25 protein-coding genes and 1 pseudogene are annotated in these 24944 nt (G+C 63.9%); 11 read left to right on the top strand and 15 right to left on the bottom strand.

Annotation, left to right across the window (positions count from 1 at the left end; genetic code table 11):
• Positions 1-43 precede the first annotated feature (43 nt).
• Positions 44-946: an aminomethyltransferase gene (locus A9762_RS22840; RefSeq protein ID WP_069344293.1), complete on the top strand. Its 903-nt coding sequence runs from the start codon at positions 44-46 to the stop codon at positions 944-946.
• 107 nt (positions 947-1053) lie between these two features.
• On the opposite strand, the gene A9762_RS22835 is transcribed toward A9762_RS22840, so the two are convergent.
• The 7 genes from A9762_RS22835 to A9762_RS22805 form a co-directional block, all read right to left on the bottom strand.
• Positions 1054-1464, bottom strand: a complete 411-nt coding sequence (locus A9762_RS22835) for a DUF4148 domain-containing protein (RefSeq protein WP_069344282.1) — start codon at positions 1462-1464, stop codon at positions 1054-1056.
• Between the two features lie 233 nt (positions 1465-1697).
• Positions 1698-2645 (bottom strand): SRPBCC family protein, encoded by a 948-nt coding sequence (locus tag A9762_RS22830; RefSeq protein WP_069344281.1) that lies wholly within the window; start codon positions 2643-2645, stop codon positions 1698-1700.
• Positions 2629-2985, bottom strand: coding sequence for a helix-turn-helix transcriptional regulator (locus tag A9762_RS22825; protein WP_069344280.1), 357 nt, complete (start codon positions 2983-2985; stop codon positions 2629-2631). Before A9762_RS22825 ends, A9762_RS22830 begins: the two co-directional genes overlap by 17 nt.
• 55 nt (positions 2986-3040) lie before the next feature.
• Positions 3041-3952: a bestrophin family protein gene (locus A9762_RS22820; protein ID WP_069344279.1), complete on the bottom strand. Its 912-nt coding sequence runs from the start codon at positions 3950-3952 to the stop codon at positions 3041-3043.
• A 240-nt stretch (positions 3953-4192) separates the two neighbouring features.
• The gene (gene mmsB / locus A9762_RS22815) at positions 4193-5122 is read right to left on the bottom strand and encodes a 3-hydroxyisobutyrate dehydrogenase (RefSeq protein WP_069344278.1); all 930 of its coding nucleotides are present in this window, start codon (positions 5120-5122) and stop codon (positions 4193-4195) included.
• 43 nt (positions 5123-5165) lie between these two features.
• Positions 5166-6665, bottom strand: a complete 1500-nt coding sequence (locus A9762_RS22810) for a CoA-acylating methylmalonate-semialdehyde dehydrogenase (RefSeq protein ID WP_069344277.1) — start codon at positions 6663-6665, stop codon at positions 5166-5168.
• Positions 6666-6729: 64 nt separating this feature from the next.
• Positions 6730-7968: an ABC transporter substrate-binding protein gene (locus A9762_RS22805; protein ID WP_139133356.1), complete on the bottom strand. Its 1239-nt coding sequence runs from the start codon at positions 7966-7968 to the stop codon at positions 6730-6732.
• Positions 7969-8126: 158 nt separating this feature from the next.
• Between A9762_RS22805 and A9762_RS22800 the strand changes: the two genes are divergently transcribed.
• Positions 8127-9116 carry a LysR family transcriptional regulator gene (locus tag A9762_RS22800; RefSeq protein WP_139133355.1) on the top strand — a complete coding sequence of 330 codons (990 nt, stop codon included), beginning with the start codon at positions 8127-8129 and terminating at the stop codon, positions 9114-9116.
• A 49-nt stretch (positions 9117-9165) separates the two neighbouring features.
• Here A9762_RS22800 and A9762_RS22795 read toward each other — a convergent pair whose 3' ends face one another.
• Positions 9166-10161: a LysR family transcriptional regulator gene (locus A9762_RS22795; RefSeq protein WP_371443213.1), complete on the bottom strand. Its 996-nt coding sequence runs from the start codon at positions 10159-10161 to the stop codon at positions 9166-9168.
• A gap of 98 nt (positions 10162-10259) precedes the next feature.
• Between A9762_RS22795 and A9762_RS22790 the strand changes: the two genes are divergently transcribed.
• On the top strand, positions 10260-11486 hold the full coding sequence (locus A9762_RS22790) for an MFS transporter (protein ID WP_069344275.1): 1227 nt from the start codon (positions 10260-10262) through the stop codon (positions 11484-11486).
• Between the two features lie 72 nt (positions 11487-11558).
• Here the strand turns inward: A9762_RS22790 and A9762_RS22785 are convergent, their stop codons facing one another.
• Positions 11559-12425, bottom strand: coding sequence for an arylamine N-acetyltransferase (locus A9762_RS22785; RefSeq protein WP_069344274.1), 867 nt, complete (start codon positions 12423-12425; stop codon positions 11559-11561).
• Positions 12426-12549: 124 nt separating this feature from the next.
• The gene (locus A9762_RS22780) at positions 12550-13083 is read right to left on the bottom strand and encodes a glyoxalase superfamily protein (protein ID WP_069344290.1); all 534 of its coding nucleotides are present in this window, start codon (positions 13081-13083) and stop codon (positions 12550-12552) included.
• A 364-nt stretch (positions 13084-13447) separates the two neighbouring features.
• On the opposite strand from A9762_RS22780, the gene zapE reads away from it, so the two are divergent.
• Positions 13448-14500 (top strand): cell division protein ZapE, encoded by a 1053-nt coding sequence (gene zapE, locus A9762_RS22775; RefSeq protein ID WP_069344273.1) that lies wholly within the window; start codon positions 13448-13450, stop codon positions 14498-14500.
• Here the strand turns inward: zapE and A9762_RS22770 are convergent.
• The 3 genes from A9762_RS22770 to A9762_RS22760 form a co-directional block, all read right to left on the bottom strand.
• Positions 14484-14678 carry a helix-turn-helix transcriptional regulator gene (locus A9762_RS22770; protein ID WP_069344272.1) on the bottom strand — a complete coding sequence of 65 codons (195 nt, stop codon included), beginning with the start codon at positions 14676-14678 and terminating at the stop codon, positions 14484-14486. The two genes, zapE and A9762_RS22770, sit on opposite strands and share 17 nt — an antisense overlap.
• A complete protein-coding gene (locus A9762_RS22765; protein ID WP_069344271.1) occupies positions 14675-15049 on the bottom strand; it encodes a hypothetical protein in 375 nt (124 codons plus the stop codon). The genes A9762_RS22770 and A9762_RS22765 overlap by 4 nt, the downstream gene beginning before the upstream one ends.
• Before the next feature lie 74 nt (positions 15050-15123).
• Entirely contained in the window at positions 15124-16017 is an 894-nt protein-coding gene (locus A9762_RS22760; RefSeq protein WP_069344270.1) for a LysR family transcriptional regulator, read from the bottom strand.
• Between the two features lie 132 nt (positions 16018-16149).
• Between A9762_RS22760 and A9762_RS22755 the strand changes: the two genes are divergently transcribed.
• Positions 16150-16926, top strand: coding sequence for an NAD(P)H-dependent oxidoreductase (locus tag A9762_RS22755; protein ID WP_069344269.1), 777 nt, complete (start codon positions 16150-16152; stop codon positions 16924-16926).
• 77 nt (positions 16927-17003) lie between these two features.
• On the top strand, positions 17004-17696 hold the full coding sequence (locus A9762_RS22750; protein ID WP_240493679.1) for a LysE family translocator: 693 nt from the start codon (positions 17004-17006) through the stop codon (positions 17694-17696).
• A 223-nt stretch (positions 17697-17919) separates the two neighbouring features.
• Here A9762_RS22750 and aceE read toward each other — a convergent pair whose 3' ends face one another.
• The gene (aceE, locus tag A9762_RS22745; protein WP_069344268.1) at positions 17920-20598 is read right to left on the bottom strand and encodes a pyruvate dehydrogenase (acetyl-transferring), homodimeric type; all 2679 of its coding nucleotides are present in this window, start codon (positions 20596-20598) and stop codon (positions 17920-17922) included.
• Positions 20599-20736: 138 nt separating this feature from the next.
• On the opposite strand from aceE, the gene A9762_RS22740 reads away from it, so the two are divergent.
• Positions 20737-21198: a MarR family winged helix-turn-helix transcriptional regulator gene (locus A9762_RS22740; protein WP_069344267.1), complete on the top strand. Its 462-nt coding sequence runs from the start codon at positions 20737-20739 to the stop codon at positions 21196-21198.
• A gap of 39 nt (positions 21199-21237) precedes the next feature.
• Here the strand turns inward: A9762_RS22740 and A9762_RS22735 are convergent, their stop codons facing one another.
• On the bottom strand, positions 21238-22455 hold the full coding sequence (locus tag A9762_RS22735; protein WP_083254206.1) for a hypothetical protein: 1218 nt from the start codon (positions 22453-22455) through the stop codon (positions 21238-21240).
• A 135-nt stretch (positions 22456-22590) separates the two neighbouring features.
• On the opposite strand from A9762_RS22735, the gene A9762_RS22730 reads away from it, so the two are divergent.
• From A9762_RS22730 to A9762_RS22715, 4 genes and pseudogenes are all read left to right on the top strand, one after another.
• Positions 22591-23241, top strand: a complete 651-nt coding sequence (locus A9762_RS22730) for a glutathione S-transferase family protein (RefSeq protein ID WP_069344266.1) — start codon at positions 22591-22593, stop codon at positions 23239-23241.
• 4 nt (positions 23242-23245) lie between these two features.
• Positions 23246-23572 (top strand): multidrug efflux SMR transporter, encoded by a 327-nt coding sequence (locus tag A9762_RS22725; RefSeq protein ID WP_069344265.1) that lies wholly within the window; start codon positions 23246-23248, stop codon positions 23570-23572.
• Between the two features lie 171 nt (positions 23573-23743).
• Positions 23744-24358, top strand: a complete 615-nt coding sequence (locus A9762_RS22720; protein WP_069344264.1) for a pyridoxamine 5'-phosphate oxidase family protein — start codon at positions 23744-23746, stop codon at positions 24356-24358.
• Positions 24359-24612: 254 nt separating this feature from the next.
• A pseudogene (locus tag A9762_RS22715) lies at positions 24613-24944 on the top strand (hypothetical protein); the annotation flags it as partial.

The raw sequence follows: 24944 nt of genomic DNA, 5'->3' as shown, positions 1-24944 counted from the left end.
CCGACGCCGACATGACTCATACCGTATGCGATATCCCGACCCGATGCCCGACACGCTAGCGGCAGCCGTCGCGGAAGCCGACCATGTCATGCGCCATTGGCAATACGATGTCGATGGCCCCGTGAAAATTGGTTCGGACTCCCACAAACGTATGTTCTGCCGCATGCTGCTGGAGTCGCACAATCCCTACAAACCGTCCGTCATCGAGTGGCCGACGCTACCGCCCGATGCCCTCAAGCGTCTGACCGCACTGCCCATCTGGGACATTGCCGTGCAGACGGAAGGCCGTGCGTCCATTCGCGTCGCCACATACGCGGCCACGATTGAAGATCCGCTGCTGCGCGAAGCGCTCGTCATGGACGGCAACGAAGAAGCCCGCCACAAGGTCGTGCTCTCGAAACTGGTGGCGGCCTACGGCATCGAACTCGCCGAGGAGCCCCCTTACCCGCCGCCCAAAGACGCCGAATGGGCGTGGATGAAAACAGGCTTTAGCGAATGCATCGACAGCTTTGTCGCCTTCGGTCTGTTCCGTTCGGCGCAGCGCTCGGGCTATTTCCCCGAGGCGCTGGTGGAAACGTTCGAGCCGGTGATTCAGGAAGAAGCGCGCCACATCCTGTTCTTCGCGAACTGGGTCGCCTGGTACCGGCGCACGCTGCCGTTCTGGAAACGTCCTTGGTTCTATGCGCGCGTGGCGGCCGTGTGGGTCACGCTGATCTGGGATCGCATGGCGATCGCGCGTGGCATCGACACCGACGGCGTGGCGCGCGACGCCAACTTTCCGGCGACCGGCACCGCCGACATCGGCGAGTCGCTCAAGCCGCGCGACCTGATTCTGCTCTGTCTAGAAGAGGACGCACGCCGCATGGACGGCTACGACAAGCGACTATTGCGCCCGACGTTCGTGCCGAGACTCGCCCGCATCGCACTGCGCTTCATGAAGGGATGACGAGCAAAAAAGCCGCCCCGGGGTTGTTCACCCGGGGCGGCTTTTTCTATCTTGCTACAGCGACTTCTACTGCGACGGCTGCGACGATGTCGTCAGCCGTGCGGCGATCAGCTGCCTTGGAATTCGTCGAGTTGACCGGCAGCGCGAGCGCGGGCCAGTTCTTGCTTGACGTCGGCGCGCGACACGTTCGAGCTTTGGGCCACGGCGGCAACCGGGTAGTCGGTGTCGTTTTCGGCCAGCAGACCTTCAGCACGTGCCTGAGCCAGTTCCGTCTTCACTTCGGCGCGGGTCTTGCTCGCACCCGAGGCGACGTACAGCGGATAGTCGGTGTCGCCTTGGGGGATCAGACCGTTGGCGCGGGCCTGGGCCAGATCGGCCAGCACGGCAGCACGCGTGAGCGGTTGGCCTTGCGAGGCGACGTCGGGGTAGTTGTTACCGTTTTCGGCAGCGTTGCTGGCAACAGCACCCAGCGAGGCAACAGCGGCGATAAGGGCGATAGCGATGTTCTTGCGGTTCATTTTGATAACTCCTGTCAGTTGCGACGACTTTGTTTTGAATTGCGCCGTCGATGGAAGGAAGTCTAGAACTCGCCATCGCGATGAAAAACGCGATATTTGTCGACGAACTATTGTGTGTTTTGATGAGAATCGAATGCACAACATTGGTGCAATCAAAATGCGAAACGCCGCAGTGGCCGGAAAGACCGGCGAACTGCGGCGTCTGAACCCACGGGAATCGGGGAACGGAATGCTTAGTCGGTGAGCGATGCGCCAAGCGCGTCGAGCAGGAAATTCGTGCCGCGCTCACGCGAACCGGCGTCGTCGTACCCATCCAGGAATGCGCCCTGTTCGGTCATGACGAGATGCGTGCCGCCATCGCGTGCCTTGAGGTCGATGGTGGCCAGCGACACCGAAATCTTGCGCGTGTCGAGATGCATCTCGTAGGCGTAGACCACGCGCGTGTCCTTGACGACATCGTAGTAAAGCGCATCGAACGTCGACACCATGCCGCTTTCCCACTTGCCCTTCGCGACCTCACGTCCGCCGGGACGCACATCCATCGTGCGCTCGATCAGCGTCAGCCCATCGCTGCGCGCGAACCATCGGTCCTTCGCCTCGCGTTCGACCAACGCACGAAACACGCGTGCGGGCGACGCAGGGTACTGACGTTCGATGCGAAACGTCGCGTGCACGACGCTGCGCGCCGTCGGTGCATCGGCTTCGCGCATGACTTCGCGGCCCAGCTTGTCGAGCGTTTGCGTCCAGCCCTGTCCCGCACCTTCCGGCATCCAGGCGAACGCAGGATCGAGCACCGTGTAGCGCTGCTCGACGTCCAGTTGCGTGCCTTGCGCCACGTCGGTGAAATTCGCCGTCGTCAGCGCGCCGAACAGTGCATGCCCCTTCGCATCGGTCACGGTCATGTCGATGACAAGACGTGCGGGGGCATCGACTTCCACAAAGCGCCCGCGAATCCAGTGCGACTCGCCTTCGGGCGACTGCATGCGCAACGCGAATACGCCGCCCTCGTGCGCCTCGATCTGCGCTTCGGGAATCGTGTATCCGGCCGGGCAGAACCAGCGTTTGACCGCTTCGGTCGAGGTCCATGCCGCGAACACCACCTCGCGCGCCACGGCGTAAGTGCGGCCGACGGTCAGCGGCCGGGGTTGTCCTGATGCTTTTGCTTCACTTGCGGTCGTCATGAAGGTCTCCTTCGGGCGGCAGGCTGGCCAGATACTCGCCTAATCGGTCGAGATGGCCCTCCCACTCGTGACGGCGCTGGTTGATCCATCGCTCGGCAAGGCTCAGCGCCTGGGGTTCGATCCGGCACGTGCGCACACGTCCGGCCTTTTCCGTACGCACCAGTCCGGCGTTTTCCAGCACGGACAGATGCTGCATGACCGCCTGCAACGACATCGACAGCGGTTGCGCCAGCGCGCTCACCGACGCCGGCCCCTGCGCCAGCCGCACGAGCATGGCCCGGCGCGAAGCGTCGGCCAGTGCCTGAAAAGTCAGATCGAGGGTGTTGTCATGGTCAAGCATGTGCTTGAGTATAGTCGCGACAAAAACTAAAGCAAGGACTTTAGTATTAATAATGTCAGGTGATGATGTGGTGCTCGCGGGCGCGCACCTTCGCCGTGTGCTGGCGATGCAGAATTTCCCGCAGCGACTGCTCGATGGTCTCGGACATGGCGTCGAGCGCCAGATCGTTCGGCTCCAGCCCGAACGGCTCCTCGATCTCGGCGCTGACTGCTTCCAGCGCGAAGAACGTGTACGAGATGAAGGCGACGATCACCGGTGTCATCGGGCCGATGGAGTCGACCAGCCCGAACGGCAGCAACAGGCTGTAGAGATACGTCACCCGGTGCAGAATCACGCCGTAGGTGAAGGGAATCGGCGTCGTGGCGATACGCTCGCAGCCGCCGATGGCTTCACCGAGACGGTCCAGATGCATCTCCATCACCTGCGCCAGCGGGGCATCGAGCTCCCCGCGCATGCGGCGCTCGCGCAGCCACTCACCGGCCATCAGGAGAAGGGTGATCGGCTTGAACTGCTTGCGCTTGAGGCACGCCACGTCTTCCTTATCGAGCAGACGTTCGAAGTCCGCCTTCGGGTCGGTGCCGCGCAACTGGTGGCGCATGCCGTGCACGAAGGCAATCAGATAAGCGACGAAGCGCGGCGAATCGGAGGTGTCCGAGATCAGCGTCATCGACTGACGCGACAGCGCACGCGTCTCGTTGAGCACAGTGCCCCAGAGCATGCGCGCTTCCCAGTAACGGGCGTAGCTGGTGGTGTTACGGAAGCCGAGGAAGATCGCGAGCGTAATGCCGATCAGCGAAAACGGGATGAACGTGAGCGGGATCTTCCATTCGAAGATGCGCCCGTGCGCGAGCGTGACGGCAATCGAGATGATCGTGGTGAAAACGAGCTGCGGAGCGATCTTGGGCAAGATCGAGCCGCGCACGACGAATAGCATGCGCAGCCAATGCAGGTTGGGACGGACGATCATGGTGACGAAGGCGCTCGCAAGCGCTGAGAAACCGGCTGTGGGGGTAGCCGTTGGGGCCGGATGATACGCCGATATTCACGGCATTGAAACGGCTTCGACGCCCCGGACCGGTGGACCGCGTCAAATCGTCGCAATGGGCGGGACAGCGGGACAGCGGCGCGCCATGAAACCACGAACGCCCGACGGCGGCGAGCCGACGGGCGTCCGGACACCGGGTTGCGGACACCGCCCGCGATCGGCTTACTTCACCTCCAGCGCCTGCGCGAGCGTGACCGGGTCCTGGAAGATGCTGGAAAAGTCGAGCCCGCCGTGACCGTTCGCGCGATGCACTTCGAAGATCCGGCGCGCCAGATCGCCCAGCGGCGTCACCACGTCGCTCGACTCGGCCGCCCCATGCGCCAGACGCAAGTCCTTGGCCATCAGGTCCGTGGCGAAGCCGCCGGTGTATCCGCGCGACGAGGCCGCATTCTCCATCACGCCGGGACACGGGTTGTAGACCTCCAGCGTCCAGTTACGCCCGGAGCTTTGCTGCATCACCGCCGAGAGCACCTTCGGGTCGAGCCCGTTGGCGATGCCCAGACGCAGCGCCTCGCTCGTGCCCGCCATCAGAATGCCAAGCAGCATGTTGTTGCACAGCTTGAGCGTCTGACCGGCGCCGAGCGCGCCACCGTGGTGAATCGCCCGTCCCATGTTGCTCAGCAGCGGACGCATGCGCTCGACCAGCGCCGCGTCGCCGCCGACCATGAACGTCAGCGTGCCGGCCGCCGCGCCTGCCGTGCCGCCCGAGACCGGCGCGTCGAGCAACAGCGTGCCCGGGCGAGCGATCTTCGCCAGTTGACGCGGGATCTCCGGCGGCACCGTGCTGCTGTCGATGAGCACAGCCTCCGGCGTCGCGTTCGCGAGCACGCCGTCGGGGCCGTCGTAGGCGGCGAGCACATGCTCACCGGCGGGCAGCATCGTAATGACGACCTGTGCATCGCGCACGGCATCGGCAATCGACTTCGCGGCCTTGCCGCCCGCCGCCGCGAGCCTCTCCACCGCCGAGTCCGACAGGTCGAAGCCGCGCACCGCATGCCCCGCCTTAACGAGATTTGCCGCCATCGGACCGCCCATGTTGCCCAGGCCGATGAAGCCAATGCGCAGCGTCCCTTGTTGAGTTTCCGTAGCCATCGTCTGTCTCCGAAATCTGCGATCTGAGATAAGCGGGACGCGCTTACTTCAGCGTAATGGTCGTATTCACGCCCGCCGGGCCGGTGCCGCGTGCTTGCCAGCGTGCGGTCACGGTCTTCGTCTGCGTCCAGAACAGAATCGCCTGCTTGCCGTTCGGCCCCAGATCGCCAAGCTTCGACGCGCGCGAACCGGTGAAGCTGAACCACGCGACCGGCACCGGAATCGGCAGGTTGATGCCGACCTGACCGACGTCGATCTCGTTCTGGAACTGCCTCGCCGCACCGCCGTCCTGCGTGAACAGCGCCACGCCGTTGCCGTTCGGATTCGCGTTGACGAATGCAATCGCCTCGTCGAGCGTCTCGGCGCCTGCCATGCACAGCACCGGTCCGAAGATTTCATCGCGATAGATGGACATCTCGGCCGTCACGCCGTCGAAGATGGTCGGGCCGACGAAGTTGCCGTCCGGCGCTTCCTTTACCGCGTGACCGCGCCCGTCGAGCAGCAGCTTCGCGCCCTCTTCCACCCCGGCGCCGATGAGCTTCTCCACACGCGCACGCGCCTGCTTCGACACGAGCGGCCCGACGTCCGCCTTGCGGTCCGAGCCCGGACCGACCTTCAGCGCACGCGCACGCTCGACCAGCTCCGGCACCCACTCGCGCGCTTCGCCCACGAGCACGGCCACCGACGTCGCCATGCAGCGCTGCCCTGCCGCACCGAACGCCGCGCCGAGCAGATGGTTGATGGCCTGTTCGCGGTCGGCATCCGGCAGGATCACGCAGTGGTTCTTCGCGCCCATCATCGCCTGACAGCGCTTGCCCGCTTCCGAAGCGCGACGATAGATATGCGTGCCGACGTGCGTCGAGCCGATGAACGACACCGCCTTGATGTCAGGGTGATCGCAGATGCCGTTGGCGATGTCCGGCCCGCCGTGCACGACGTTGAGCACGCCCGGAGGCAGGCCCGCTTCGAGCGCGAGTTCCGCGAGACGCAGCGATGCGCTCGGGTCCTGCTCCGACGGCTTGAGCACGAACGTATTGCCGGTCGCCACGGCCAGCGGGAACATGAAGCACGGCAGCATCACCGGGAAGTTGAATGCCGTGATGCCCGCGCACACGCCGAGCGGTTCGATGAGCGTGTAGACGTCGACGCCACCGGCGGCATTCTGCGCGTACTCGCCCAATTGCAGCGACGCGATCGAGCACGCATGTTCGACGACTTCGAGACCGCGTCCGACTTCCCCTTCGGCATCAGGCAGCGTCTTGCCGTGTTCACGCGTGATCAGCTCGGCAAGCTCGCCGGTGTGGTCGCGCAGCAATTGCTGGAAGCGCAGCATCACGCGCATGCGATTGGCTTGCGACGTGTTGCGCCACGACTTGTAAGCGGCCTTTGCCGACGCCACGGCGGCGTCGAGTTCGTCGGCGGTGGCGAACGGCACGCGCGCGACGACCTCCTGCGTGGCGGGGTTCACGACATCGCGCCACTGCGACGTCTTCGATTCAACACGCTTGCCGTCGATGAGCAGCGGAATGGTAGGTAGGGACATGACACGCTCTCCAGATCGAAACGAATACGGATGAAAGAATTCGGGGCTGAAAATTGGCTGAAAATTACTTCGCTGCCGTGTTCGTCTTCACGAGCGAACAGGTCGATTTCGACAGCGGCTGGAAGGCTTCCGTCGCGGGGACGGTGGCCACTTTAGTGTAGTAATCCCACGGGCCCTTGGACTCGGCGGGCGACTTCACGCGGAACAGATACATGTCGTGAATCACGCGTCCGTCCGGGCGAATCGACGCGTTATGCATGATCGGATCGCGAATCGGCAATTCACGCATTTTTTGCGCAACGACCTTGGCGTCGACCGATTTCGCGGCCGCCACCGAGCGCAGGTAATGCAGCACGCTCGAATACACGCCCGCCTGCACCATCGTCGGCTTCAGGTTCTTGTACTTTTTCTGGAATCGGTCGGACCACTGGCGCGAGGCGTCGTCGTAGTCCCAATAGAAACCGTCGGTAAACAGCAGTCCCTGCGCGGTATTCAGACCCAGCGCGTGAACGTCCGAGAGGAACACCAGCAGCGCCGCCAGCTTCTGCCCGCGCTGCACGATACCGAACTCGCGCGCCTGCTTGAGAACGTTGACCGTGTCCTGCCCACCATTGGCCAGCGCCACGACCTGTGATTTCGAGCTTTGCGCCTGCAACAGGAACGACGCGTAATCGGACGCATTGAGCGGGTGCCGCGACTGGCCGACGACCGTGCCGCCGAGCGTCTTCACGATATCGGCAGCGTCTTTTTCCAGCGAATGCCCGAAGGCGTAATCGACGGTGATGAAGTACCAGGATTTCCCGCCGTCACCCACGACGGCGCGCGCCGTGGCGGCCGATTGCGAGTACGTGTCGAACATCCAGTGAAAGCCGGTGGGGGAGCAGTCCTCGTTCGTCAGACGTGTCGTTGCCGGGCCGGAGAACAGCACCACGCGCTGCTTGTCCATGGCGAGCTTCTGCACGGCGAGCGCGGCCGCGGAGTTCGTCAGGTCGGCAATCGCGTCGACGTTATCGCGATCGAACCATTCGCGCGCCTTGTTGGCGGCAACGTCGGCCTTGTTCTGGTTGTCGGCCGACACCAGTTCGACCTTCATGCCCTTGCATTCGGCGGCCAGACAGTCGTCGATGGCCATTTGGGCGGCTACGACCGACCCTGCACCGCCCATGGCCGAGTACGTCCCCGACATATCGGTGAGCACGGCCACCTTCACAGGACGATCCGGCAACTGCGCCAATGCGCCCGCAGACGACAATCCCAAACCCGCACCGAGTCCCAGCGCGAGCAGCCACGGCTTGATCTTCATCGCTTTTGTCTCCTTGAGGTCTAATCGATCTCTTCTTGTCTTATGTTTGCGCTGCCGCCGTCTATGCGCGGCGCTCATAAATTGTATTTGTGCGAATTTGCTTTACATAGCGCATCGCTGCATCTACTTTGTGCAGAAATGCACATAGGAGACAGCGCATGGCACGCACCGGTGCAGCACGTCCGATCGGGTCGACGGGCGCGGCAGTCCGTAGTCCGGGCACGGAGCCGAGGCCCGACTGGGACGACCTTCGGTACTTCCTGGAAGTGGCGAGAACGCAGCGGGTGAGTGCTGCCGCGCTACGTCTGGGGGTCGATCACACGACCGTCTCGCGGCGCGTGCGGGCGCTGGAGCAGGCGCTCGGCACGCTGCTGTTCGACAAGTCGCGCAACGCGGGCTTCGCGCTCACCCCGGAGGGCCAGCAGTTGCTCGTTCACGCCGAGCAGATGGAAACGGCCCTGCAATCGGCCTGCGAACAGGTCGCGGGCCTCGGGCAGACGCTTTCCGGCCACGTGCGCATCGGTTCGACCGAAGCGTTCGGCACCTACTTCGTGACGCCGGTGCTCTCACACTTCCAGCGCGAGTACCCTGCCATCGATTTCGACGTACTGCCGGTGCCGCGCTTCGTGAGCCTGTCCAAGCGCGAGGCCGATCTGGCCATCACCATCGAGCGCCCGCAGCGCGGGCCTTATGTGTGCAGCAAGCTGTGCGACTACCGCTTGCAGTTGTACGCGACGCCCGGCTATCTCGCCCGATATGGCGACGTGCAGACGTTCGCCGATCTCGCCGGACGCCGCTTCATCAGCTATGTCGACGAACTCTCCTTCAGCAACGAACTGCGGTATCTCGAGGACATCGTGCCCGGGTGCAACGTCGTACTGCGCAGCACCAGCGTGATCGCGCAATATCAGGCGGCGTTGCAGGGCGAGGCGCTGGCCATCCTGCCGTGCTTCATGGCCGCGCAGGATGCCCGGCTGGTGCCGCTGCTGGTCGACGACGTGGTCGTCACGCGCAGCTTCTGGATCTACTGCCACGAGGAACTGCGCACGCTCAAGCGCATTACGGTGCTGTGGGATTACCTGCGCGACGCCGCACAGCGCAACGACGCCCTGCTCCAAGGCAAGGCCGGGCGGTTGCAGTTGACCTGACGGGCGGGTCGGATGACGGGGTTCGGAGTATCGGCGGCGCCGCGCGGCCTCACCGGATCTTGCGCTGCTCTTCGTCGATGACGGCAGGAATCGCGGTGCGCATCGCCTCGATGAAGCGGCGCAGACGCGCCGGGTAATACTTGGCGTACGGGTAGATGATGTACATCGGCAGCGCCGTCGAACACCATTGCGGCACCAGTTGAATCAGACGCCCCTGCGCAATGTCCTCGGCCATCACCCAGGCCGACGCCACGCCCACCCCCAGCCCGCGCAATGCGGCACTGCGCAATGCGAACAGATTGTCGGTACTCATGCGCGGATCGAATGTGATGCGCTCGGACGCATGGGTCTGCCGGTGCGTGAGCGTGAGTTCGGTGCGATAGAACGTGGTGAGCGCGAGCCACGGCAGGGCCAGCAGGTCCGAGGGGTTCTCGGGCATCGTGCGTCCGCGAAGCAGATCGGGAGATGCCACGACGATACGCGGCACGTCCGTGAGCAGGATCGCCACGTTCGACGGATCTTGCAATTCGCCCACGTGAATCGCGCAATCGACGCCTTCGGCAATGAAGTCCGGCTCCCGGTCCTGCAAGAACCAATGCACCTTCATCCCCGTGTAGCGCTCCAGAAAATCGGCGAGCGGCCCGATCATCATGTCCTGCCCGAACGCGTGCGGCACGTGCACCCGCAGCGTGCCTTCCGGCTCGTCGCCCGTGCCTCGCAGATCGGCTTCGAACGCCTCCCAGCTTGTCACGAGTTCCTTGGCCCGCGCGAAGCAGCGCTCGCCGTCTTCCGTGAGTTTCATGCGATGGGTGGAGCGCTGGAGCAGGCGTAAGCCGAGCGAGCGCTCCAGCATTTGCAGCCGACGGCTGACGGTCGGTTGCGTGGTGCCGAGCAGCGCCGCTGCCGCCGACAGACTGCCGGATTCGACGATGCGCACGAAGGTCTGCATCAGCTCGACGCGGTCGGCGCCGGTCGACCGGGCAGCGGGGGCGCCGGTGGTCGATTGGGGAGAAGTCGATTGAGGCGGATCGAGGGACTCTGTCATACGTCACACGTATAAAGGTTGTACGGATTATAGGTCTACCGCTGCACCGCACCAAGCGAGACACTACGCGCCGTACTTCGCTACTGGAGCCTCACCCCATGAGTTCCGCACAACTCTCCAATTCCGCCGCGCCTGCACGGCCTCAGCCCGAGCTATCCGCCCGGCTGATCCTGCTGCTGGCAACAGGCACCGGCCTCACGGTCGCCTCGCTGTATTACGCACAGCCGATGCTCGGCATCATGACCGACGACATCCACGCGGCCAACACGACCGTCGGCTGGGTGCCCACACTGACGCAGCTCGGCTACGCGCTGGGCATTCTGCTGCTCGTGCCGATGGGCGACATCATCGACCGTCGCCGCATCGTGCTGGTCAAGGGCGCGATCCTGACGCTCGCACTGCTGCTCGCAGCTTTCGCACCGGGCATCGGTACCTTGCTGGTCGCGAGTCTCGCCATTGGCCTCACGGCGACGATGGCGCAGGACATCGTGCCGGCGGCCGCCACACTCGCCCCCGAGTCGATCCGGGGACGCGTCGTGGGCACCGTCATGACCGGTCTGCTGCTGGGCATTCTGCTCTCACGGGTCGTGTCCGGCTTCGTCGCGCAGAACTTCGGCTGGCGGGCGATGTACGTTGTCGCCGCCGTCAGCGTGGCCGGTTTCGGCGTGGTGGCGTGGCGCAGCCTGCCGTCCTTCCACCCGACGACGCAGATGACCTACCGTCAACTGATCGGCTCGGTGGCGAGTCTGTGGCGTCGTCATCCGGCATTGCGCCGCGCGGCGTTCGCGCAAGGGCTGCTGTCGGTCGGGTTCAGCGCGTTCTGGTCGACGTTGGCCGTGATGCTGCACGACGCACCGTTCCATCTGGGGGCGGCCGCTGCGGGCGCCTTCGGTCTGGCAGGGGCCGCGGGTGCGCTGGGCGCGCCGATTGCCGGGCGTATCGCCGACAAGAAAGGCCCGCAAGTGGTGACACGTCTCGGCGCCACGATGGTGGCCGTCTCGTTCGCGGCGATGCTCTTCGCCCCGATGTTGAGCCCTCATGCGCAACTGTGGCTGATCGGGCTGGGCGCCGTCGGCTTCGATCTCGGTGTGCAGGTCGCGCTGATCTCGCACCAGACCATCGTGTACGGGATCGAGCCTGCCGCACGCAGCCGTCTGAACGCCGTGCTGTTCGTTTGCGTGTTCATCGGGATGTCGCTCGGCTCGGTGCTCGGCTCTCAGGCGCTGGCTCACTGGGGCTGGACCGGGGTCGCCGCGCTCTCCACACTGGCCGCGCTCGGCGCACTGGCCGTGCGGATGTGGCCGGGAACGACGTCGGCACACTGAGTATTGACGAAACAAGGGCCTTGCAGACAGTCGACCGTCCGCAAGGCCCTTTCTCTTTTGGGGCAACGACGTTCAGCGAACGACAGGCTTCGCCGCACCGGCCAGCGCCCGCTCGAACAATTCGTGGGTGTCGATGCCCGAGAGATTCAGGCCGAAACGCCCTTCGAGCACGTCCACCAACGCGGCTGCCGACGCGATCTCCGTCTGCGCCGTCACATCACCCTTCGGCCCGCGCTCGATGAGATTGGTATCGAGCAATGCCAGACGCCCCTGCGCTTGCGGCAATACGCGGCAGGCCATCAGATGGTTGGTGAAGATCGACTCCGGCGCACTGGACGTGTACCAGTTCCCCAGCTTGTAATCGATCCACTCGGCGGGCCGGGGCGTGAAACGGTAGGTCGGCAGCCATGTCTGCGCCGACCTCACGCTCAGGCGGTATTCGCCAATCGTCTCGCCATCGCGCGCGCGCACGGGTTCCAGTTGAAAGACTTCGAGCGGCGTCGTCTGCTCTCGCGACGTGCCCAACCGCAGCGGCGCAGTCAGCGTCACCGAACCGAAACCGACATCGGCGAGCCACGATTCGCCGCCCAGCTCGACACGCAGCAGCATGTGCGTGAGTGGCGCCTCGTCCGTGAAGGCGCGGCCCCAGGCGACGCGTCCGATCAACGGCGTGACATGGAAACCGAGATACGTGAGCGCGCTGGCGAACAGCGCATTCTGCTCGAAGCAATACCCGCCGCGCCCGGCGTCGACCAGCTTGCCGACGACCGACGGCAGATCGACGTTAACGGGCTTGCCGCGAATGGGATCGAGGTTTTCGAAGGGAATCGCCAGCGGATGCAGCGCATGCACCGCGCGCAACACGTCGAGCGTGGGTTCATGCGGACCGAAGTAGCCGATGCGCCGGAAATAGCGCGCCGGATCGAACGATTGGGACATGCCGGGCTTCCTCTCAGGGGATACGGACATACGCAGAGCACATACGTTAGCGCATCCGCCGCCGCCGTGTGTAAAGTCCCGACGGAAGCGGGGGTACAAGCGGGGGACATCGCCCCTATCGCGATCAGTCGTTCGATTCGCAGAAGCGAATGCGGTTATTAAACGGATCGGTCACCGTCATTTGCTTGCCCCAATCGAGCATCTCGATCCCGGGATTCATATTGGGATAACGCTTGCCGGACAAATCGCGCTGATACGCTTCCACGCCCCGCATGAAGACGAAGGTCGTCGCCCCCGGGCTGGCGTCGCCGAAATGGCCCGACAGGTGCAGCGTCATTCCCGCGCGCGAGACCTGACAGTAGAGCGGCATGCCCTCGGCGAAGCGATGCTCCCAGACGAGTTTGAAGCCGAGAAAGTCCACGTAGAATTCACGCGCCTTCGCTTCGTCGAAGATCCGGTGAATCGGGGCGACGGTGTCGAAGACGATACCGTCGCTGGCCGCAGAAGCGACCTTGGCGGCGAGCACATTCCAATCCGCAAAGCCGAATTGCGCGGCGACGGATTCGAGTGCCTGAGCGTGGGAGATGTCGATGCCCTCGCGCGCGAGACGTTCGCGCAGGGACTTTGCCATGATTTTGGCGTCGAGATAGGTTCGCATGTTGGCCATCCTGGATAGCGTTCGTCGGCGACGCATTCGATCAGTGCCCGCGTTGCTGATGCGCGTCGCCTGATGAACGGGACGGACATGCGCTTACCTGCGATGCTTTCACCATCCCCCGGCAGCGTTTGACGAGGGGCGAGCGGCAGGCAGCATCGGCCTTGGGCGGATTCTAGCAGCATTGCCTTGCTGCGGCATCACACGTCGTGGGCCACAGACCGCGACGCACGCCCGGCGTCCGCGCAATGCCGAAACGCGATGGATGCCTTCGGAATTCCATATTGGCGAGCGCGTCGTCACGCCGGTATAGTGGCGCTCGTTGGCCGCACGCCTGTGTCGGCCGAAGCCATCCGGAGTGCTTTTCATGATCGATGCTGCGCGGGTGACGCAAGCGCTGGCCGAGCGCCCCATCGCCCCCATAGCCCCCGACGCGCGCCAACGCGACGCCATCGCCATACTCGCGCGCCTCGGCGCATCCGCCAACGCGACGACCGCCACCTACGACGGCGTGTATTGCTACGGATTGCCCGGGCGCGGCAAGAGTCTGGTCGTCGATGCGGCCTTCGCCGTGGCGGCATGCGAAAAGCGCCGCGTGCACTTCCACGAATTCCTGCGCGACATCCACCGGCAACTCGTACGCGAACCGAAGTGCGACGACCGGCTTGCTGCGGTGGCGAATCGCTGGCTCGATGGTGTCGAACTGCTCTGCTTCGACGAATTCCACGTCCACGATATCGCCGATGCCTTCCTCATCGGTCGTTTCCTCGACATCGCGCTTGCACGCCGCGTGCGGCTGGTGCTCACGTCGAACTACGCACCGCAGCAGTTGCTGCCCGACCCGGAGTTTCACGAACGTTTCGAGCCAACCATCGCCGTGATTCTGCAACGCTTCGCCATCGTCCATTTCGACGGCGCGACCGATTACCGGATGGGCGGCGAGAGCGCATCGATTCCGCGCTGGATCTCGCCATTGACTGATGCGCGCGAGACCCTATCGGCCCGCTACACCGAGCTGGAAGGACTGCCCCCGGCCGGACCGTCGGAAGTGACGGTCGCAGGGCGCGCGCTGGCGGTTCGCAGCGCAGGAGATCGTGTGTTGTGGGCGGACTTCGACGCGCTGTGCGTGGCGCACCGCTCGCATCTCGATTACCTCGGACTGGCCGAGCGATGGCAGACGCTGATCGTCGACGCATTGCACGTCGAGCAGCTTCGTCGACCGGACACGTTGCAGCGCTTTCTCTGGCTCGTCGATATCGCCTACGACCGGCAGCGCACGTTGCTGATCGCCTCCGACGCCCCGCTCATCCCCGCACTCGATGCGCTGAGCGACTGGCGTGATCTGTCGCGCACGATCAGCCGTCTGGCCGAGATGGGCTCGCGCGATTACGAACGCCGCACGCTCATTCGTCCTCGCTGAAGATCTCCTCGATGCGCAGACCGAACACGCGCGCGATGGTGAACGCCAACGGCAGGCTCGGATCGTAGCGCTCGTTCTCGATGGCGTTGACCGTCTGACGCGAGACACCGAGCGCTGTTCCCAGATCACTTTGCGACCAGCCGCGCGCCAGACGCAATGCCTTGATCTCGTTCTTCATCGATAACGTCGCGCGCAAAGGAGGCCGGAGACGACCCACAGCGTGCACATCAGCGGCCACACGACAAATAGCGACAGCTTGGGGAAACCCACGCCTTCGAGGAAACCGTAACCGAATGTGATCAGCCCTGTGCCCGCGAACGAGACGGAAAAGGATTCCAGTTGAATGCGTCGCTGCAATTCGTCCATACGACGAAGATTACGCACGATGGCCCAGCACATCGCAAAGCCCGGCAACATCGGCAGCAGCGCGATCGGCACCCGGGCACTCAAGGGCAGATCGGGCATCGCCTGCAACACGCGAATCGATCCCGCCAGCACCACCACGTAGGCGAGCAACGCTCCGCCCATCTCTTTCACATAACGCGTCATTGCGCATCCTAATGTAAAGCACGCTTTACACGATAAGCGAAACCGATCCATGTGTAAAGTTTCTTTTACATGACTCAGATCACGCTCGCGATGCACTCCCGCAGCCAGCGATGCGCGGGGTCGCGATGCACGCGCTCGTGCCAGTACATCGAGATTTCGAAGCCGGGCAGATCGACTGGGGCCGCCGTGATCTGCAATGCCGGGTCGTCGCGCACGAGGCGTTCCGGGGCCATGGCGACGAGATCGGTCTGCGCCAGCGCCGCGCGCAGGAACAAGAAGTGCGGCACGGAGAACACCACGCGACGCGACATGCCGAGCGCGGCCAGCGCGTCGTCGGTGCTGGCGTGAAAACCGCCGCCGTCCTGCGAGACGATCGTGTGATCGAGGTCGCAAAACTGCTTGAGCGTGGGACGCCGCTTCAACTTCGGATGCCCGCGCCGTCCGACCAGCACGTAGCGCTCGGTGAATAGCGCCTTGCGATGCAGCGCCTCCGGCGCGTTTTCTGTCGTATGAAAAATGACGTCGACCGCACCTTGCTCCGCCTGCCGCTCCAGCCGGGACGGCTCAAGATCGAGCACCGCCAGACGCGCCTTTGGCGCCTGCGCCCGCAACACCTGAAGCAGCGGCAGCACGATGGTCGATTCGGTGTAATCGGTCGCGGCGATTCGCCACGTCAGCTCGGCGCTGCCCGGATCGAACGGTGCCGCGGGGGCCACCGCGCGGGAGAGCGATTCGAGCGCCTCGCGCAGCGGTTCGCGCAACGACTCCGCGCGCGCGGTCGGACGCATGCCGCGCGGCCCCGGCAGCAGCAGCGGGTCGTCCAGCAAATCCCGCAATTTCGCCAGATGCACGCTCACCGCCGGCTGGGAGATGTGCAACCGCTCGGCAGCGCGTGTGACGTTCAACTCCGAGAGCAGCACGTCGAGCGTGACGAGCAGATTCAGATCGATGCGGCGTAAATTAACCATCGAGATAATCCATAGTTATACCTGACATATCAGGAATTCATTTCCAATATACCTGCGCCGCACCTAAGCTGCATTCGTTCTCTTCTTTTGCCACACCGAATCGAATGCGCCGACCGGCGCCGGAGTTTGACCATGAATGTCCTGATCGTCTACGCCCACCCGCAACCGCGCTCGCTCAATGGCGCGCTTCGCGATTTCACCGTGCAGCACCTGGAGGCGGCCGGCCACCACGTGCAGGTCTCGGATCTGTACGCTATGCAATGGAAAACCACCATCGACGAGCAGGACGCGCCGCAACGCGACCCGAGCGAGCCGTTCCACGCATCGCTCGATTCGAAGAAGGCGTTTCAGAGCGGCACACAAAGTGCCGACATCGCGCGCGAGCAAGACAAGCTGCGCTGGGCCGACACGGTGATTTTCCAGTTCCCGCTCTGGTGGTTCTCCATGCCCGCGATCATGAAGGGCTGGTTCGACCGCGTGTATGCGTATGGTTTCGCTTATGGCGTGGGTGAGCACTCGGACTCGCATTGGGGCGATCGATACGGCGAAGGCAGCATGACCGGCAAGCGCGCCATGCTGATGGTGACGACGGGCGGCTGGGATTCGCATTACAGTGCGCGCGGCATCAATGGCCCGATCGAAGACGTGCTGTTCCCGATCCAGCACGGCATGCTGTTCTACCCCGGCTTCGACGTGCTGCCGCCGTTCGTCGCTTATCGCACGTCGCGCGTGGATGCCGAGAGCTTTGCCGCGCTTACGCATGCACTCGGTGAACGTCTCGATACGCTCGCAACCACGTCGCCGATTCCCTATCGTCGGCAAAACCATGGGGAGTACGACATTCCGGCGCTCACACTCAAGCCCGAAATCGCTGAAGGCCGGACCGGGTACGCCGCTCACGTCGCCTGACGACGCGATGCCGATCGGCGCCGCGGCTAACCCCCAAGGCACAAGCGTTTGCCGGGGGTTTCGCCGATCGGCTTGTCGTGCGTGACGGTATCTGCAAGACTGACGGCTTCGCGCTGTCGGCGCGCCAACACCGGTCTCTCGTCATGCACCTCTCCACGCTCGCGATTTACGCGACGGCCGCCCTGATCGGCGGCCTGATCCCCGGCCCCACGACACTGCTCGCGCTCGCGAACGGCATCTCCGGTAACTGGCGTGTGGTACTGGTCGGGATGTGTGGCGCCGCACTGTCGGACCTGCTCGTGGTGGCGGCCGTCGGCGCCGGGCTCGGCGCGTTGCTGATGGCGTCTGCGACGCTGTTCGCGACGGTCAAATGGGTCGGCGTCGTTTATCTCGTGTGGCTGGCGATCCAGTTGTGGCGCAGCCATCCGCAGGATCTGAGTCAGGTCCGGATCAAGTCCGATCTGAGCGCCGGGCGCGTCTTCCTGCGCAGCTTCGGCGTCGGCCTGACCAATCCGAAGATTCTGCTGTTCTTCTCGGCGTTCCTGCCACAGTTCGTCGATACGTCGATGCCGCTCGCGCCGCAGTACGCCGTGTTGGCCGTCGTGTCGGCCGGCGTCGATATTCTCGTGATGACGCTCTATGCGACCGGCGGTGTGCAAGCCGCCCGTCTGATGACGGCGCGCAGTCTCAAGCAGTTGAATCGTGTCTGCGCGGTCGTGATGTTCTCGCTGGCCGGCGGGCTGGCGTTGTATCGCAAGACCGGCAACTGAAGCGTTAAGGACGTTAAGGACGTTAAGGAACGCATCAGGGAATCACAGGAAAACTACAGGTGAAGCGCAGTGCGCCAGCCGCCCCGCGCCTCACCTTTCCCGCACACTACTACCTCTCTACCACCTCTCTCCTGCTTCTCCGGCCTCTACTGCCTATCTGGCCTCTCCGGCCTCTCCGGCCTCTCCGGCCTCTCTCCTGCTTGCTGCCCCCCCGCCTACCTCCTCAAACCGTCGTCGGATCCAGCTTCTCCGGATCGATGCCGTACTTGCGGATCGCATCACCCACGCGCTCGCGCGGCAGCACGCCGGAATCGGCCAGTGCGCCCAGCGCGGCAAGCACGATGAAGTGACGGTCCACCTCAAAGTACTTGCGCAGCGACTCACGCGTATCCGAACAACCGAAGCCATCGGTGCCGAGCGTCACGAAGCGGCGATCGTGTACGAACGGACGAATCTGATCGCCGACGATCTTCATGTAGTCCGTCGCAACCACGACCGGGCCCTTACGGTCCGCGAGACATTGCTGGACATACGGCACGCGCGGCGTCTGCTCCGGATGCAGCAGGTTCCAGCGCTCGGCCGCCAGCCCTTCGCGACGCACTTCCGTCAGACTCGTCGCACTCCAGATGTCGCTCTGCACGCCGAAGTCGTCACGCAGCAATTCGCTCGCGGCAATCACTTCGCGCAGGATCGAACCGCTGCCCATCAGTTGAACGCGCGGGGCATCGGCGTCCGATGCCTGTGCTTCACGTAGCAGATAGAGGCCCTTCAGAATGCCCGCCTCAGCGCCCTCCGGCATCGCCGGGTGCGAATAGTTTTCGTTGAGCAGCGTGACGTAGTAGTAGACGTCTTCGTTGTCGACGTACATGCGCTGCATGCCGTTCTGAAGGATCACGGCCAGTTCGTACTGGAACGTCGGGTCATAGGCCACGCAGTTCGGGATGACCGATGCGAGCACGTGGCTGTGACCGTCGTCGTGTTGCAGGCCCTCGCCCATGAGCGTCGTGCGTCCGGACGTTGCCCCCAGCATGAAGCCACGCGTGCGTGCGTCGCCCGCCGCCCAGGCGAGGTCGCCCACGCGTTGCAGTCCGAACATCGAATAGAAGATGTAGAACGGAATCGTGGCGAAGTTGTGCGTGCTGTACGAGGTACCCGCCGCGATCCACGACGCCATGGCCCCCGACTCGTTGATCCCTTCCTGAAGAATCTGACCGTCGAGTGCTTCCTTGTAGAAGCTCAGTTGACCGGCGTCCTGCGGCGTGTAGCGCTGCCCCTGGAACGAGTGAATCCCGATCTGGCGGAACAGCGGTTCCATGCCGAAGGTGCGCGACTCGTCGGGCACGATAGGCACTACGCGCTTGCCGATCTCCTTGTCCTTGAGCAGCGCCGTGAGAATGCGCACGAACGCCATCGTCGTCGACATTTCGCGCTCGCCCGTGTCCTTCATCTGCGCGGCGAACGTGCTCAGCGGGGGAATCGCCAGCGGTGCGCTCAGACCGAAGCGTGCCGGCTGATGTCCGCCCATCGCGGCGCGACGTGCCGCGAAGTAACGTCCTTCCGGGCTGTCCGGATCGGGGCGCAGGTACGGCATCTCTGCGAGTTGATCGTCCGGCACCGGCAGGTCGAAGCGGTCGCGGAACGCGCGCACGGCGTCGGCGCTCATCTTCTTCAACTGGTGATTGACGTTCTGCCCTTCGCCTGCCTCCCCCATGCCGAAGCCCTTCACGGTCTTGGCGAGAATCACGGTCGGACGCCCTTCGGTCTTCATCGCCTGCGCGTAGGCCGCATAGACCTTGAGCGCATCGTGGCCGCCGCGGGCGAGTTGCCAGATGTCGTCGTCGCTCAGATGCGCGACCATCGCCAGCAATTCGGGCGAGGCGCCGAAGAAATGCTCGCGCACGTAAGCGCCGTTCTGCGATTTGAACGTCTGATAGTCACCGTCGACGCACGCCATCATGCGCTCGCGCAGCAGGCCGTGGACGTCCTTTTCCAGCAGCGCATCCCAGCCGCTACCCCAGATCACCTTGATGACGTTCCAGCCCGCCGCACGGAAGGTGCCTTCCAGTTCCTGAATGACCTTGCCGTTGCCGCGCACCGGGCCATCCAGACGTTGCAAGTTGCAGTTGACGACGAAAACCAGATTGTCCAGACGCTCGCGCCCGCCCAGCGAAATGGCGGCCAGCGACTCCGGCTGATCCATCTCGCCGTCGCCAAGGAACGCCCACACTTTGCGCCCCTGATGCTGCTTCAGGCCACGGTATTCCAGATACCGCATGAAGCGCGCCTGATACGCCGCGGTGATCGGACCGAGGCCCATCGACACCGTGGGGAATTGCCAGAAATCGGGCATCAGGCGCGGGTGCGGATACGACGAAATGCCTTCGCGACCGGCTTCGCGGCGGTAGTTGTCGAGTTGTGCTTCGGTGATGCGTCCCTCGACATAGGCACGCGCGTAGATACCCGGCGCGGAGTGGCCCTGCACGTAGATCATGTCGCCGTCGAACGTATCCGTACGGCCGCGGAAGAAGTGATCGAAACCCACGTCGTAGAGCACCGCTGCCGACTGATACGTCGCGATGTGGCCGCCAACGTTCGAGTGCTTGCCTGCGCGCAGCACCGTCACCATCGCATTCCAGCGGATGAACGCGTTCAGACGGCGCTCGATGGCCAGATCGCCCGGGTAGGCCGGCTGGCGCGACGGCGTGATCGTGTTGACGTAGTCGGTCGTCACGCGGGTGTGGAAGTCGCCGTGCTGCGCAAAATCCCATGCCGCGAGGCGGTCGATCAGGAAGTGCGCGCGCGAACGCCCCTCGACAGCGGTGACGCCTTCGAGCGCGTCGAGCCACTCGCGCGTTTCCTGGATATCGGTGTCGGCGCTCGCCACCACAGGCAATTGGGTCATGACATCTCTCCTTGAGATCACGGAACGAGGCGATTGCCAAAATGCATCGAATGAATTGCAAATGCAATCGTATTGCCGGCCATTCTAGCGATGTACAATTGCATCTGCAACTCACCCATGAAAACGACAAGGACATTCATGAGCACGACCGATCCCGATCTCTGGTTCTCCTTCGTGCGCGCACATCGCACGATGATTCGCGAGATCGAGCGCCGTCTGGCGCAGGCCGGGCTGCCCGCCTATGCGTGGTACGACGCGCTGTGGGGGCTGGAAAGCGGCCCGCAGGGCACGCGTCGCATGCACGAACTGGCCGACGTGCTGGCCATCGAGCGCTACAACCTGACGCGTCTGATCGATCGCCTCGAACAGGAGGAGCTCGTTACACGTATGCGTGATCCGGACGACGGCCGCGCGGCCTACGCGACCATCACCGACAAGGGGCGCGCGCTTCGCAAGAAGATGTGGAAGGTCTATCAGTCCACCGTCGCCGAGCTTTTCCTCAGCCAGTTCCGTGAGAAGGACGTCGCTCCCGTGGCCGAAGCGCTCGACCGCGCCAGCACGGCGGCACGGGCATTTCTGGTGGAGACGAAGCAACGCTGAAGCGGGTAAGACTGACGGCGTTCGCCGCGACGTCGGGCATCAGATCACGCCGTAACGACGCGTGGCATCTGCGATGCGCGAGCGCGGCAGCATGCCGTCGTTCACCAGCAGGCGCAGCGCGTTCAGGACAATCCAGCGCACCCCCGGCGCATCGCCCGTCTTCAGGCTCTCGCCGTTTTCGTCCTTCCCGCCCTGCACATCCGTGTCGTCGCTGCCCAATGCGGCGAAACGCGCCGGAATGAACGCACCGATCTGATTCGCAATGTGGCGCGCATAGCCCGTCACGGCGAGCACCGGTGCGCGTCCGTCTCCGAGACACCGGACCAGATGCGGTACATCGGCGGGCGCGTCTGCACGCAGCATCGACATCCGCTCGGCTTCACCGGCCTCGCGCGCGAGACGCGTGTAACTCGGACAGCTCCACACCTCGCAGGCCACGCCCCAATCCAGTTGCAGCCATCGCGCCGCTTCGAGCACGTTCGCGAGCGCCCGGCCCGCACCGCACAGCCGGACGACGTAGGGCGGATTCGTGTCAGGGAGCGTGCGCAGACGGTACATGCCCCGGTAGGCGTCGTGGGCATCGCCCGGTCCCAGCGCCGGTGACGGGGTGGACGGCATGTCGTGCGCGCTCAGATAGCAAAAACCGAATTCGCCTCGCACGTAAAGCGCGTCGAGCGCCGCACATAGCAGCGCTTGCAGTTCCTGTGCAGATGCCGGGTCGTACGGCAGCCATTCGGACTGGGCCGCGAGCCATAACGGCAGTTCGGGACGCACGCGTTGCAACCGGTCCGGCGACCAGACGGAGGCGTCGTTGAGGAAGATGCCGCGCCTTAGCGGATCGGTCTGATGCGGCGCGCGCAAGCCCGACGCTTCGACACCCGCCATCAGCACGCCACGCAATGTCGGCGAATGCAGCAAATACAGCAGCGGACGCTCGCGCGCCGTCGCCGAGCGAAACCAGGTCGCAATGGCGCTGGGCAAGCTGGACGACGACGCGGCCTTGCTGCGCGGCTTTCGGCCCGGGGTTTCCTGCGCCGGTGTCGCCGAATCCACGATCCACACCTGCTCGGACGTGTCGCCCTGAGCGAGCACATCGGCGATATGGGCCAGCGCACCGGATGGCGACGTCGCCGTCCCGCCGCCGCCCTCGCGCTCCCCGCCATCACGGAAAGCCATCAGCTTGCCGATACAAGCCAGCGCCGCCTGTCGCGTTGCGCTCTCCACCGCCGAACGGCCCCGTCCCGACATCCCCATCATGGCCTCTCCCTCATGCGCCGTCACGATTCGGTACGGCTTGTGATTCGTCTCGGAAACACATACGATTGACGTACGATTGCAATTGCAATCATTGTATTTGCAATTCAAAGACAAGACAACGTTCCGAGGAAATCCATGACACCGACGCATTTGCCCCTCACCTTCTACACAGCCAACACACCGAACGGCCTCAAAGTCAGCCTGTATCTGCACGAATGCGGGTTGCCGCATCGACAGATCGATGTCGATCTCTCTGCCGGGGAACAAAAGCAACCGGCCTTCCTCGCGCTCAATCCGAACGGCAAGATTCCGGTCATCGTGGATCACGAGCGGGCGCTGACGGTCTTCGAGTCGGGCGCGATCCTGTCGTATCTCGCGACAAAGACCGGCGTGCTGCAACCGATGACGAAAGCGAAGGCGATTGCCGTCAACCAGTGGCTTCACTTCCAGATTGGCGGCATTGGTCCGATGCTCGGGCAGTTGTGGTGGTTCCTCCACGGCTCGAAGACGACCAACACCGAGGCCATCGAGCGTTATCGCAAGGAGTCGATGCGGCTGATCGGCGTGGTGGACGACAGGCTGGCGACGTCGGCCTATCTCGCGACCGACGAGTACTCGATTGCCGACATCGCCGCGTTCGCGTGGCTACGGACGTATCACGAGTTGAACGTGGACATCTCGTCGTTCGCCAACGTGCAACGCTGGCTGGCGCGGATCGAGGCGCGTCCGGCGGTGAAGGCCGCGATTGTGGCCAATCGGGGCACACGGGAAAAGCAGGAGGCGTGAAGCCATGGCCTGGATCTATCTGTTGCTTGCCGCCGCGCTGGAAATCGGGATGGGGCTGGCCCTGAAGCTCAATCAAGGCTGGACGCGCGTGGTGCCCAGCGGACTTGCCGTTGCCGCGGCGCTGGCCAGCATCTACCTGCTCGCGCTGGCACTGCGCGCCCTGCCCGTGGGCATGGCGTATGCGATCTGGACGGGCATCGGCACGGTCGGTCTGGTGGTCGTCGGCGTGCTGTGGTTCGGCGAATCGCTCCCGTGGACGCGCATCGGCTTTCTGGCGCTGACGATCGTCGGTATCGCGGGGCTGCGATTCTCCGAAGGCGGCGCGGCCTGATGGGTGCGAGGTCGATGTGGTGTCGATGTGATGCCGACATCGCGCACCGGGAGGCGCCACCGGGACAGTGCGATTTACGCCCGTGACGACCGAATTTATACTGCCCGCAGCGAATCGCCGAAGCTCGCCGGAGATCCCCGGCATCGGCACGAACAAAGGCAGGGGCACGACATGAATCATGAAGTCACGAGCGTGGATCAACTGGAAGCCATCTACGGCGAGCCGAGCGAGCGCGCGCTCTGGAAGGAACTGACTTATCTCAACGAGGACTATCAGGCCTTCGTCAAAGCCTGCCCGTTCGTGGTGCTGGCGTCCGTGGGTGAAGAAGGCACCGATTGCTCGCCGAAGGGCGACCCTGCCGGTTTCGTCCGAATTCTGGATGAGCGCACGGTTGTCGTGCCCGACCGTCCTGGCAACAACCGGATCGACAATCTGCGCAACATCCTTGCCGATCCACGGGTGTCGTTGTTGTTCCTGATTCCGGGCGTGGGCGAGACGCTGCGCATCAACGGCCGCGCCCGTATCTCGGTCGACCCGGAGCTGCTCGCGTCATTCGAGGTGAATGGCAAGTCGCCGAAAACTGCCATCGTCGTGTCCATCGATCGCGTGTATTACCACTGCGCGAAAGCGATCGTTCGCTCGGGACTTTGGGAGGCGCAGACGCAAATTCCGCGCGAATGCCTGCCAAGCCCCGGCGCGATGCACCGACGCCTGAGCGGCGGTCACTTCGACGCCGAGACGTACGACCGGGATTTGCAGAAGAACACGCAGGCCGGTCTGTATTGACGACCGACATCGATTGCGCGAGCCGCACTCGAATGGCCCGATGAAGCGCCGACCGGCTTCGCGGGCCATTTTTTTGTCCCGTTCATTCGTCTCGTTCACCTACCTTTTCATCCGTCCCCTTCATTCGTCTCGTCCCCGCCATGTGTCCCATTTACCGTCAATTTGACAGCCTTTCGTTTCCTTTCATGAATTCGTCATGACGCCCTCCAATACTTGGCGACTTCGAACAAGTTCCAAAGAGGACATCGGGGTTTATGAAACCTATCGCCATTCTTGCGGGCGTCATCGCGCTTTTCGCCGAACAAAACGCCCTCGCCGCTAACTTCCAGATCGTCAACGGGCAAACGCTCACGACCGCACAGACGCTGTCGAGCGGCCAGACCGGCACCATCAATCAGGGCGGCACGCTGTCGCTCGGTGGCAGCGCGGTCGGGATCACCATGACGGGCAACGCCACCCTCGTCAACAACGGCACGATCAACATGACCGGCACCGGTCGCGCAATTCGCGACAACACCGGGGGCCTGACGCTGACCATCACGAACGGTGTCGGCGCGAGCATGACCACGTTCGACGCCGACGTGAC

Source organism: Pandoraea sp. ISTKB (assembly GCF_001721285.1).
In the GTDB taxonomy this organism is placed as follows: Bacteria; Pseudomonadota; Gammaproteobacteria; order Burkholderiales; family Burkholderiaceae; genus Pandoraea; species Pandoraea capi.
The sequence above is the reverse complement of the archived record's forward strand: the minus strand, read 5'-3'. Positions and strand labels throughout refer to the sequence as shown.